Consider the following 11524-nt stretch of genomic DNA (forward strand, 5'->3'; position numbering starts at 1 on the left):
TTCATGGGGCGCATACGATAGAACTAATGGGGTGATCAGTTGCTTGATTCCATTGACGTAAACCAACCAACTAACACTTTGATTCTCTCTCAAGTCGAGACAGTTCAAAGAGTTTAGGAGCCGTACTACTTAATGAAAAGGCATTATAAGTCGCGCCTTGAATTAGGCTAGATTTCGCCAGATAGTGAGGTAAGCCATTGAAAAATGATAGGTATAGAACGAAAAAAGCCAGCTCAATGAGCTGGCTTCTTCAATATGGTGGAGGGGGACGGATTCGAACCATCGAAGGCAGTGCCGGCAGATTTACAGTCTGCTCCCTTTGGCCACTCGGGAACCCCTCCAGGGTGATTTTCATACTACAAAGAGTATACTTAAAAGTTAGTTTCCCAACCTAGCTTCCAAGTTTTTCTCATGTTTAAAGGAAAAACACAAGAAAGAATATGGTGGAGGGGGACGGATTCGAACCATCGAAGGCAGTGCCGGCAGATTTACAGTCTGCTCCCTTTGGCCACTCGGGAACCCCTCCAGGGTAATTTTCATACTACAAAGAGTACGCTTAAAAGTTAGTTTCCCAACCTAGCTTTCAAGTTGTTCTCATGTTTAAAGGAAAAACACAAGAAAGAATATGGTGGAGGGGGACGGATTCGAACCATCGAAGGCAGTGCCGGCAGATTTACAGTCTGCTCCCTTTGGCCACTCGGGAACCCCTCCAGGGTGATTTTCATACTACAAAGAGTATACTTAAAAGTTAGTTTCCCAACCTAGCTTTCAAGTTGTTCTTATGTTCAAAGGAAAAACACAAGAAAGAATATGGTGGAGGGGGACGGATTCGAACCATCGAAGGCAGTGCCGGCAGATTTACAGTCTGCTCCCTTTGGCCACTCGGGAACCCCTCCAGGGTAATTTTCATACTACAAAGAGTATGCTTAAAAGTTAGTTTCCCAACCTAGCTTCCAAGTTGTTCTTATGTTCAAAGGACAAACATAAGAAAGAATATGGTGGAGGGGGACGGATTCGAACCATCGAAGGCAGTGCCGGCAGATTTACAGTCTGCTCCCTTTGGCCACTCGGGAACCCCTCCAGGGTATTTTTATACTTAAGATTGTTTTCCCAACACATCTCTCAAGTTCGGAGCGCATCATAGCAAACTCGCTCAGGCTGTAAAGCGTTTTTCTTACGTTTTTACGTTGAATGCTGCCTTTTTGGGCAAAGATGGTAGAAAGTCAGCGTTTTGTATGTCGTTTATACAAAAGAGAAACTGACTTTTTACTTGAATTTACACTACTTGACGTTAGGCGTCGTATCAACTGATAAACTGTATTCAGTTTAATGACATAAGTTTATCTAATTAGTAGCCAAAATTATGAGTATGAGAGCCACTTTATCCGTTTTAACGCTTTCTATTTTAATGGCATCACCAGCCGCTTTTGCAGCAAAACGTGGTCCATCGACAGTTACCGTGGTAACTGAGCAAGTAGAGACGCATCAAATCAACCAGTCTTTATCACTGATCGGCAAGCTTGAAGCTGCAGAGTCGGTGGTTGTTGCTTCTGAGGTATCAGGCAAGGTGAAAGAGATCGCCGTAAAAGCCAACCAAAACGTGCAACAAGACCAGCTTCTTATTCTGTTAAACGACGATAAAGCACAAGCAGCTTTAGTAGAAGCAAAAGCGTACCTGAAAGATGAACAACGTAAGTTAAAAGAGTTTCAGCGTTTGGTTAAACGTAATGCCATCACTCAAACTGAAATTGATGCACAAAAAGCGAGCGTAGAGATTGCCGAAGCACGTCTTGACGCAGCAAAAGCCAATTTATCGGATCTAAATATCAGTGCACCTTTTGCCGGTACCGTTGGTTTTATCGATTTTAGCCGAGGAAAAATGGTCAGCGCAGGCTCAGAGCTACTCACTCTGGATGACCTTTCTGTCATGGAGTTGGACTTGCAAGTACCAGAGCGTTACCTGTCGATGCTGTCTGTCGGTATGGAAGTTCATGCGACGACCAGCGCTTGGAACGGTGTTGATTTCGTCGGAAAAGTAACGGGTATCGATACTCGCATCAGCGCAGAGACTTTGAACCTTCGTATTCGTATTGAATTCGACAACCCTGAAAATCACCTGAAGCCGGGCATGTTGATGCAAGCGGCCCTCGTATTCCCTGCTATTGAAGCGCCAATTATCCCAGTTCAAGCGCTGGAATACTCAGGCACTAAGCGTTTCGTGTACGTTATTGATGAGGACAACAAAGCGAAGCGTCAAGAAGTGTTCTTGGGTGCTCGTGTTGATAATGAAGTAGTGATTGAATCTGGCGTAGAGATCGGAGACAAGATCGTCGTGCAAGGCATTGTGAACATGCGTGATAGTGTTGAAGTCAAAGAGATCGTCGCTCCAGGAAAAGCGAAAACTGCTAAGGCAAGTGGTGAGCAGGGCACGCAAGACGAAGCGGCTAAGGAAGCGAACTAATGTTACTTTCTGACGTTTCCGTAAAGCGCCCCGTTGCGGCGTTGGTATTGAGCATGCTGCTGTGTGTATTCGGCTTTGTGTCGTTTACCAAGCTTGCAGTACGTGAAATGCCAGACATCGAAAGTCCAGTTGTATCGATCAGCACTCGTTACGAAGGCGCTTCTGCAACCATCATTGAAAGCCAAATTACTTCAGTACTGGAAGACCAACTTTCGGGTATCAGTGGTATTGATGAAATCAGCTCCACTACTCGAAACAGCATGTCGCGTATCACCATCACCTTTGAATTGGGTTATGACCTTAATACGGGCGTAAGTGACGTTCGTGATGCGGTAGCTCGTGCTCAGCGTTCATTACCGGACGAAGCCGACGACCCTGTAGTATTCAAGAACAACGGTTCGGGTGAAGCTTCCCTCTATATTAACCTTAGCTCGTCTGAAATGGACCGAACCCAGCTAACAGACTACGCCGAACGCGTTCTGATGGACCGTTTCAGTCTGATCTCTGGTGTAAGTTCTATCGACTTGTCTGGTGGTCTTTACAAAGTCATGTATGTGAAGCTTAAACCAGACCTGATGGCGGGTCGCTCGGTTACAGCATCTGACATTACAGCTGCTCTGCGAAGTGAAAACTTAGAAAGCCCGGGTGGTGAAGTTCGTAATGACTCAACTGTGATGTCGGTGCGAACCGCACGTACTTACAATACACCAGAAGACTTCCAATACCTTGTCGTGAAACGCGCAAGTGATAACACACCTATCTATCTAAAAGATGTGGCGGATGTGTTCATCGGCGCAGAAAACGAAAACTCGACCTTTAAGAGTGATGGTGTGGTTAACATCAGCTTAGGTGTTGTGCCTCAGTCTGATGCAAACCCGCTAGAAGTGGCGCAGTCGGTACGCTCTGAAGTCGATAAGATTCAGAAGTTCCTGCCTGATGGGACTCGTCTAGCGATCGATTATGACGCTACCGTTTTTATCGAGCGCTCAATTGATGAGGTTTACAGCACCCTCTTTATTACGGGTGGCTTGGTAATTCTGGTTCTGTACATCTTTATCGGTCAGGCGCGTGCGACCCTGATTCCGGCGGTGACGGTACCCGTTTCACTGATTTCTTCGTTTATTGCGGCTTACTACTTTGGTTTCTCTATTAACTTGATCACCTTGATGGCACTGATCCTGTCTATCGGCCTGGTTGTGGACGATGCCATCGTAGTCGTTGAGAACATCTTCCACCATATTGAGCGTGGTGAATCACCATTACTGGCGGCTTATAAAGGTACGCGAGAAGTAGGCTTCGCGGTTATCGCAACCACGTTGGTTCTTGTGATGGTATTCCTACCGATTTCCTTCATGGATGGCATGGTAGGCTTGCTGTTTACCGAGTTCTCTGTATTGCTGGCTATGTCGGTGATCTTCTCGTCACTGATTGCCTTGACACTTACACCTGTTCTAGGCAGTCAGATCCTCAAAGCGAACGTGAAACCTAACCGGTTTAACCAAGCGGTTGATAAATTGTTTGCTAAGCTGGAAGCGGGATATCGTAAAGCGCTGCGCGGTGCGTTGAAAGTTCGTTGGGCGGCACCTTTGGTTATCGTTGCGTGTATGGGCGGCAGCTACGGCTTGATGAATCAAGTACCGACACAGTTAACCCCACAAGAAGACCGTGGTGTCATCTTTGCCTTCGTACGTGGGGCGGATGCAACGTCATATAACCGTATGTCGGCAAACATGGACATCGTAGAGGATCGTTTGATGCCGCTTTTAGGCCAGGGTTTCCTGAAATCATTCAGCATCCAAACGCCTGCGTTCGGTGGCCAAGCTGGTGACCAAACGGGTTTCGTTATCATGATCCTTGAAGATTGGAACGAACGTGACGTCACTGCACAAGAAGCCTTGAACCAAGTACGTAAGTCATTGGCTGGCATTCCTGATGTTCGTGTTTTCCCATTCATGCCGGGTTTCCGCGGTGGTTCGAGTGAGCCAGTGCAGTTCGTGCTTGGCGGCTCGGATTACGATGAGCTTTTAGTCTGGGCGGAAATGCTTAAGAACAAGGCCGAAGAATCACCAATGATGGAAGGTGCGGAGATCGATTACTCTGAGAAAACACCAGAACTATTAGTCTCGGTTGATAAGCGCCGCGCAGCTGAACTTGGTGTGAGTGTTCAAGACATTTCTGAAACGCTAGAAATTATGCTTGGTGGTAAGAGTGAAACCACTTATGTCGACCGCGGTGAAGAGTATGATGTTTACCTACGCGGTGATGAAAACAGCTTCAACAACGCGGCAGATTTAAGCCAGATATACTTGCGAACCACGAGCGGTGAGCTGGTGACCTTGGACACGGTAACCAAGATTGAAGAAGTGGCGGCATCGATCCGTTTGTCTCACTACAACAAGCAAAAGTCGATCACCATTACTGCGAACTTGTCGGAAGGCTACACTCTGGGTGAGGCATTGGACTTCCTCGATCAAGAAGCGATTGATAACCTCCCGGGTGATATTTCAGTGAGTTACTCTGGTGAATCAAAAGACTTCAAAGAGAATCAAGCTAGCGTAGCGGTCGTATTCGCATTAGCACTGTTAGTAGCGTATTTAGTACTGGCAGCGCAGTTCGAAAGCTTCGTTAACCCTCTGGTGGTAATGTTCACTGTACCGATGGGCGTATTTGGCGGCTTCCTCGGTTTGGTGGTGATGAGCCAAGGGATGAACATATACAGTCAGATAGGCATGATCATGTTGATCGGTATGGTAACCAAGAACGGCATTTTGATCGTTGAGTTTGCTAACCAGTTGCGTGACCGCGGCATTGAGTTTGAAAAAGCGATCACGGATGCGGCAGCACGTCGTCTACGCCCGATCATGATGACAGCATTTACTACTTTGGCTGGTGCGATTCCACTGATTATGTCGACTGGTGCGGGTTATGAAAGCCGTGTGGCTGTTGGTACCGTTATCTTCTTCGGTATGGGTTTTGCGACGTTAGTTACCCTGTTCGTTATCCCTGCGATGTACCGATTGATCTCAGCGAAGACGCGTTCACCTGGCCATGTTGAAGCTAAGCTGAATAAAGCGCTTAGCCACGATACAAAAGGGCGTATCGCGCACCCTTAATAGAACTCTCAAACATAAAAGCCGAGGCAATGAACTCGGCTTTTCTTTGTCTTCAATTCTGGGTTTTAAAGCCAGCTTGGAAGCGTTCTATTAAAAGCGTTTACCCAAACTTACCTGTACGCCTTCATAACTGTCGTAGAAGTCATCAAAACCCATGTCTGCAACGTTGTAAATGTATTCAGCACGTAGCCAGATATCTTTACTCATATCCCAGTGGATACCTGCACCGATGTTGAACAGCGCGCCAGTATCATCTGCTATTTTTTGTTCGTTTGGTACGTACATTTCAGCTTGAGTGCCAAGCGCTGTTACGCGACCAAACAGTGAAAGTGGCGTATCGCCCAAGTTATCACTCGTGACCACAGCGGACATGCCAGCTTGGTAGTAGTGAAGATCTAAGTCGGTTTTTAGAGCATCATTCTTAAGTTCATTTTGTGCGTAGCGCAGTACCCCTTCAAATGCGAGGTATTGGTTTACATGATAACCCCAGCCAACCGTAATGTGAGGTGTTGACCAACCACTGTCGCGATCAGAACCAAAATCCGGCGTATCAAAGCCGACATTACCTGTACCTAGGTATAGGTAGGATTGATGGGTTTGCTCTTGAGCGGCGAAAGTTGGCAGACTCATAGTCAATGCAGATAATAATAGGATGGCGTTTTTCATAACTTGGCGATAACCTTTGTGAAAGACCGTTTTTAGAATTAGTATCAATTTAATCAATAAGATAGCTGGCAGTTATCATATCAGTCTTTTGGGTGAGTGCGGGGGGCTTTAGAGAAAAATTTGTTGTAATGGCGCAAATTTTAGACTTATCAAACTTACTCACTTCTCTGTGATGAACTGCGAGACAAATAAAAGGAAAGTAAAGTGGCTGAATTCAAATACAAAAATCTAACCCAAGAAGAGCAAGACAAACTGGACGCAGCGACATTTCGCCGTCTATTAGCGCATTTGGATGCAAACAAAGACGTGCAAAACATCGACCTTATGATCCTTGCTGGCTTCTGTCGTAACTGTTTCAGTAAATGGTACAAGGCAGAAGCGGAATACCTTGGCGTGGATATCGACATCGATGACGCTCGTGAACGTGTTTATGGCATGACCTATGATGAGTGGAAACAAAACCACCAACCAAAAGCGACACCAGAACAACTGGCAGCATTTGAAGCTCGTCAGAAGAAGTAACGCTTCTTAGAGTAGATCAAAGATAATAAAAAACAGCCCGCTGAATGAGCGGGCTGTTTTTGTATGTGACGTCTAATTTTATTTAGTGATTGGGCTACAACATGCTGGATCAACGCAACCTTTTGTTTGAACGGTTTTAAGCTGTGCTAGGTAAGGTTGAATGTCACCGATATTTTCTTTTACCCACTCAGTGTTGTAGTAAGTATCGAGGTAACGTTCACCTGAGTCACACAGTAGCGTCACGATAGAACCTGTCTCACCGCGTTGCTTCATTTCACATGCAAGCTGAAGCACGCCGTATAGGTTGGTACCTGTCGATGCGCCAACTTTACGACCAATCAAGCCAGATAACCAATGTGCTGTTGCCACACTTGCCGCGTCAGGGATTTTGCGCATTTCGTCTACAACGCCAGCGATAAAGCTAGGTTCTACACGTGGGCGACCGATACCTTCGATCTTGCTGCCGTTTTCGCCCTTGATGTCTGCGTTGCCAGACTGGAAGTAGTCATAGAACACAGAGTTATCAGGATCAACCACACACAGTTTTGTGTCGTATTTTTGGTAACGGATGAAACGGCCAATCGTTGCTGATGTACCACCAGTGCCTGGGCTCATGACAACCCAGCTTGGGATTGGGTGATCTTCTAGCTCCATTTGGCTAAAGATTGAGTTCGCGATGTTGTTGTTACCACGCCAGTCAGTTGCACGCTCAGCGTAAGTAAATTGGTCCATGTAGTGACCGTTTAGCTCTTTCGCTAGGCGACGAGACTCGTCATAAATTTGGTCTGAGCGGTCAACAAGGTGTGCTTTACCGCCGTAGAATTCGATTTGTTCAATTTTCTTACGCGCTGTGGTTTTTGGCATAACCGCGATAAATGGCAAACCAAGTAGGCGCGCGAAGTACGCTTCAGAAACGGCAGTACTGCCTGATGATGCTTCGATCACTGTGGTTTCTGGACCAACCCAACCATTACAAATCGCGTAAAGAAATAGCGAACGCGCCAATCGGTGCTTCAAAGAGCCTGTTGGGTGCGTGCTCTCATCTTTTAGATAGATGTCTATGCCTTCCAGAGATGGTAGGTCTAATTTGAATAGGTGAGTATCTGCTGAACGTTGAAAGTCTGCTTCGATTTTGCGTACAGCATTGTTGATCCAGTTATGGTCAGTACACATAACGTGACTCCTCGGAAATTTGTAGAGTAGTTGTTTTTGTCTTTAGGGATAATCTACCTATAACTATAGAGAAAAACTTTGCTATTATTGTTTTGTTATTCACTTTTGGTAGAAAAGTTTTCTATAAATCAGGAAATGGCTAGGGATGAGCTTAGACAAAATCGACAAACAGTTACTTTCTTTACTTCAAAACGACGGAACCTTGTCATTAAATGACTTGGCCGAGCGAGTCAATCTCACCACCACACCTTGCTGGAAGCGTTTAAAAAAGCTCGAAGATGAAGGCTATATCGAGAAGCGAGTGGCGTTGTTAAGTGCTGAGAAGCTGGATTTATCGTTTATTGCATTTGTGCAGCTCAAAACCAGCGACCACTCAGAAGACTGGTATCACCATTTCGTGACTACGGTCAGTGATTTCCCAGAAGTGATGGAGTTCTATCGCATGGCGGGGGAGTACGACTACATGATGAAGGTTGTGGTAAAAGACATGAAGCGTTTTGATGAGTTCTATAAGCGACTGGTCAACAGCGTAAAAGGCTTATCCAATGTGACCTCTACCTTTGCGATGGAGCCGATCAAATACACCACCGAGCTGCCATTGTACGGGGTTTGAGCCAACCCAACAAAAAGGAGTACGCCGGTACTCCTCTTAAGTTCAATTCGATGCGTTATTTGGTAAAGCGCATCACACCTTCCTGAACTGCGGTCGCAACAAGGTGGCCTTGTTGGTTGTAGATCTCACCACGAACCAAACCTCGCGTATTGCTCGCTGTCGGGCTTTCAATTGCGTACAGCAACCACTCATCCATCTTAAATGGTCTATGGAACCATATAGAGTGGTCAATGGTGGCGACTTGGAAGTTTGGCGTCATTAAAGACACTTCGTGTGGATGAAGTGCGGTGGTCAAAAATCCCCAATCGGATGCGTAGGCAAGCAGATATTGGTGAATCAGTTGGTTATCTGGCATCTCTCCGTTGGCACGAATCCAAAGGTATTGCTTTGGTTCGGTTTTCTTTGGATTGAGCGGATTGACGATGTTAACCGGGCGAGTTTCGATCGGCTTTTCGCCACAGAATGTTTTGCGTAGGCGTTCGGGAAGGAACTCGGCAATATGGCTTGCAAGCTCGGTTTCCGAAGGGAAATGCTCTGGTCCAGGAATATCAGGCATGGTGTTTTGGTGATCAAACCCAGGTGCATCACCGTGATAAGACGCCGTTAGGTAGAAAATCGGACGACCATTTTGGATCGCTTTGACTCGACGAGTGCTGAAGCTGCGTCCATCGCGTAGGTTCTCAACGTCATAGATGATTGGTTTCTCTGGATCACCAGGGTACAAAAAATAACTATGGAAAGAATGTACGGTGCGTGCATCTTCTACGGTGTAACGCGCTGCGGATAGCGCTTGTCCAATAACCTGACCACCATAAACTTGAGGTAAACCTAGGTTCTCGCTTTGTCCGCGGAACAAGCCTTCTTCTAGTTTTTCGAGTTGTAGTAGGCTGAGTAGCTCTCTTAATGGTTTACTCATGATGTGTCCTCACCTTGTTTTTATCGTTGCTTCAATTATGAAACAAAATCAACTGTTTGGTAATTTCTAACTTAGTCAAACTATTGTCAAATACATCGTCGTACAGCAGACAGTTTTATAATCTCCCTCTATACTTAGCTCGAATTGATACACCCGTTGAGGAAACTATGAAAAAAACACTACTACTTGTTACTTCTTTACTATTCGGTGCTGCACTAGTGGGTTGCCAAACTTCTCAAACAACAGAAATGGAATCAGCTGAGGCGTCTATGAATACTATTACAGGTACAGTGGCTTACCGTGAGCGTATCGCACTGCCTCCACACGCAGTTGTGACTGTCGCGCTAGAAGATGTTTCTTTAGCGGATGCGCCGTCAAAAGTGCTTGCGAAACAAACGTTCGAAACAGAGGGTAAACAAGTACCTCTAGCATTTGAGCTAAGCTACAACAGCAACGATATTCAACCAAATCACCGTTACAGCCTGCGTGCTCGTATCGAAGTGGATGGTAAGCTACGTTTCATTAATGATACAAGCATCCCAGTGATTACGGATGCTGAGCAAACGCATGAAGCAAATATCCGTTTGGTTGGCACACGTTAATAGTTAACTGTTAACCCAATGGATTTGAAAATGGCAGCCTAAGGCTGCCATTTGTATTTTCTGAGTGACACTTTTCCGATTTCAGACACTTCAATGCCCTCGGCTTCAAGCTTTTGCTTTTGTCTTTCAAGGTCTCGGCCTTTTAACGAAATCTTGCCCTGACTGTTGATGACGCGAAACCATGGCAGTTTGCTGCCTTCCGGTAAATTTCCAAGCGCTTTACCGACGTGTCTTGCGTAGCCCGGGTAGCCTGCCATTTTTGCGATCTCACCGTAAGTCGAAACTCGCCCGTTAGGAATTTGGTGAATTACAGCAAAGATTTGCATTAAAAATTGGTCCATACTGAAAGTGTCCACTGTTGTTTACCAAGGAATGGTAATACACAAGACTTGTACTTCGCTATCAGTTCTTGCTCCTTAACATCATTTGCTTCTCATCTCTCTCCACCGTTTTTGTTGTTTCTTTTTTGAGCCGCAATTGATCATTCGAGTAAGTTAGAAAGACAAAAACAAGCTCATGCTTAGTTTACATATAGACCCGCTCAACGATTTTTAATGCCCAGTTTGACATGCCGTTGACTTACCAAGTTGGTTGGGGAAGCCAGGAGGCGCTATGATTTTTTCGACACTTCAATTTCTTGTTACGACTCTTCTTACCGTGGTGTGTGCTCGTGCCATCAGTTTGAGTGAGGGAGAGATTCCCGTTCTCGCCTTAATGATTCCCGCATTGTGGATATTACCGCAAGGTGGCCTTGCTGGTCTGATTCTGCTCGGCGCCATGACTGTTTATGGCGTGACCTTATCAATGCAGCCGATTGCGTTATCGGTGGGCGTCCTGATCCTTTTCCCTTTACTCATGGTGGTTTTCTCTCGCCGCAGTTCGTTGGGAGTTTTACTTACGGCAGGCTTGATAGTGCTGACTTTGCAAGTGGGTATTATGGTTACGCAGCAAGCAGGCAAGTTAGATGGCTCTGCTTGGCTCACGATGGTGCAAACCCTTTCAGTGATCGTCATGTGGTGGGCGGCAAATCATTGGAAACCTTCAGAGAAGCATAGCTGGTGGTCATTACTGTTGCTCTTGCCGTTGTGGCTGGCTGATCTGCCTTATGCTGTTCTGGTTGCACTGAGCATCACTGGTATTTTGGCGTCGATGGAAGCGCTGACGAAGATTAAAAATTCAATGCGCTGGGGGAAACTACTTTGTTGGACATTACCGACGGTCGGCTTTGCTGCCTTGGTTGTCAGCCCAAATATTGATGTACCTAACCCTGTATTCGTGGTTTGGATATGTTTACTTGGTACCGCTTGGATGACGGACTACATCTTACGTAGTAGTGATGAGCAAGCGGAATTATAAGTTGCAGCTGCACTGATTAAATAGTGACCCGTGCGGCAGACTATTGATTTGTTTATGAAATAATAGGCCGGATGTTATACCCAAGTAACCTCGAGGTGCTAG

10 protein-coding genes and 5 tRNA genes are annotated in these 11524 nt (G+C 45.9%); 6 read left to right on the plus strand and 9 right to left on the minus strand.

Going from position 1 to position 11524, the window contains the following annotated elements; genetic code table 11:
- Positions 1-256: 256 nt before the first annotated feature.
- The 5 genes from KIV40_RS13415 to KIV40_RS13435 all read right to left on the minus strand — a co-directional run bounded on the left by KIV40_RS13415 (position 257) and on the right by KIV40_RS13435 (position 1081).
- Positions 257-341: transfer RNA gene (locus tag KIV40_RS13415), tRNA-Tyr, on the minus strand.
- A gap of 100 nt (positions 342-441) precedes the next feature.
- Positions 442-526 (minus strand) — tRNA-Tyr (locus KIV40_RS13420).
- A gap of 100 nt (positions 527-626) precedes the next feature.
- A tRNA-Tyr gene (locus KIV40_RS13425) sits at positions 627-711 on the minus strand.
- A 100-nt stretch (positions 712-811) separates the two neighbouring features.
- Positions 812-896 (minus strand) — tRNA-Tyr (locus KIV40_RS13430).
- Between the two features lie 100 nt (positions 897-996).
- A tRNA-Tyr gene (locus KIV40_RS13435) sits at positions 997-1081 on the minus strand.
- 282 nt (positions 1082-1363) lie between these two features.
- Between KIV40_RS13435 and KIV40_RS13440 the strand changes: the two genes are divergently transcribed.
- Together KIV40_RS13440 and vmeF are read left to right on the plus strand one after the other, a co-directional pair.
- A complete protein-coding gene (locus KIV40_RS13440) occupies positions 1364-2461 on the plus strand; it encodes an efflux RND transporter periplasmic adaptor subunit (protein ID WP_041853217.1) in 1098 nt (365 codons plus the stop codon).
- Positions 2461-5574 (plus strand): multidrug efflux RND transporter permease subunit VmeF, encoded by a 3114-nt coding sequence (gene vmeF / locus KIV40_RS13445; RefSeq protein ID WP_012127331.1) that lies wholly within the window; start codon positions 2461-2463, stop codon positions 5572-5574. Before KIV40_RS13440 ends, vmeF begins: the two co-directional genes overlap by 1 nt.
- Positions 5575-5664: 90 nt before the next feature.
- Here vmeF and KIV40_RS13450 read toward each other — a convergent pair whose 3' ends face one another.
- Positions 5665-6240, minus strand: coding sequence for a porin family protein (locus tag KIV40_RS13450; protein WP_285349653.1), 576 nt, complete (start codon positions 6238-6240; stop codon positions 5665-5667).
- 204 nt (positions 6241-6444) lie between these two features.
- Between KIV40_RS13450 and KIV40_RS13455 the strand changes: the two genes are divergently transcribed.
- Positions 6445-6762: a DUF1244 domain-containing protein gene (locus KIV40_RS13455; RefSeq protein WP_012127333.1), complete on the plus strand. Its 318-nt coding sequence runs from the start codon at positions 6445-6447 to the stop codon at positions 6760-6762.
- 78 nt (positions 6763-6840) lie between these two features.
- Here the strand turns inward: KIV40_RS13455 and KIV40_RS13460 are convergent, their stop codons facing one another.
- The gene (locus KIV40_RS13460; RefSeq protein WP_012127334.1) at positions 6841-7935 is read right to left on the minus strand and encodes a PLP-dependent cysteine synthase family protein; all 1095 of its coding nucleotides are present in this window, start codon (positions 7933-7935) and stop codon (positions 6841-6843) included.
- 145 nt (positions 7936-8080) lie between these two features.
- Between KIV40_RS13460 and KIV40_RS13465 the strand changes: the two genes are divergently transcribed.
- Complete coding sequence (locus KIV40_RS13465) at positions 8081-8548, plus strand: Lrp/AsnC family transcriptional regulator (RefSeq protein ID WP_005431675.1); 468 nt, start codon at positions 8081-8083, stop codon at positions 8546-8548.
- A gap of 55 nt (positions 8549-8603) precedes the next feature.
- Here KIV40_RS13465 and tesB read toward each other — a convergent pair whose 3' ends face one another.
- A complete protein-coding gene (gene tesB, locus KIV40_RS13470) occupies positions 8604-9464 on the minus strand; it encodes an acyl-CoA thioesterase II (protein WP_012127335.1) in 861 nt (286 codons plus the stop codon).
- A gap of 167 nt (positions 9465-9631) precedes the next feature.
- Between tesB and KIV40_RS13475 the strand changes: the two genes are divergently transcribed.
- Positions 9632-10066: a YbaY family lipoprotein gene (locus KIV40_RS13475; protein WP_012127336.1), complete on the plus strand. Its 435-nt coding sequence runs from the start codon at positions 9632-9634 to the stop codon at positions 10064-10066.
- Between the two features lie 38 nt (positions 10067-10104).
- Here KIV40_RS13475 and KIV40_RS13480 read toward each other — a convergent pair whose 3' ends face one another.
- Entirely contained in the window at positions 10105-10407 is a 303-nt protein-coding gene (locus KIV40_RS13480) for a DNA base-flipping protein (RefSeq protein WP_005529865.1), read from the minus strand.
- A 271-nt stretch (positions 10408-10678) separates the two neighbouring features.
- Between KIV40_RS13480 and KIV40_RS13485 the strand changes: the two genes are divergently transcribed.
- Positions 10679-11422, plus strand: coding sequence for a hypothetical protein (locus KIV40_RS13485; protein WP_012127337.1), 744 nt, complete (start codon positions 10679-10681; stop codon positions 11420-11422).
- The last annotated feature ends 102 nt before the right edge of the window (positions 11423-11524 follow it).

The sequence above is a fragment of the Vibrio sp. D173a genome (assembly GCF_030248475.1).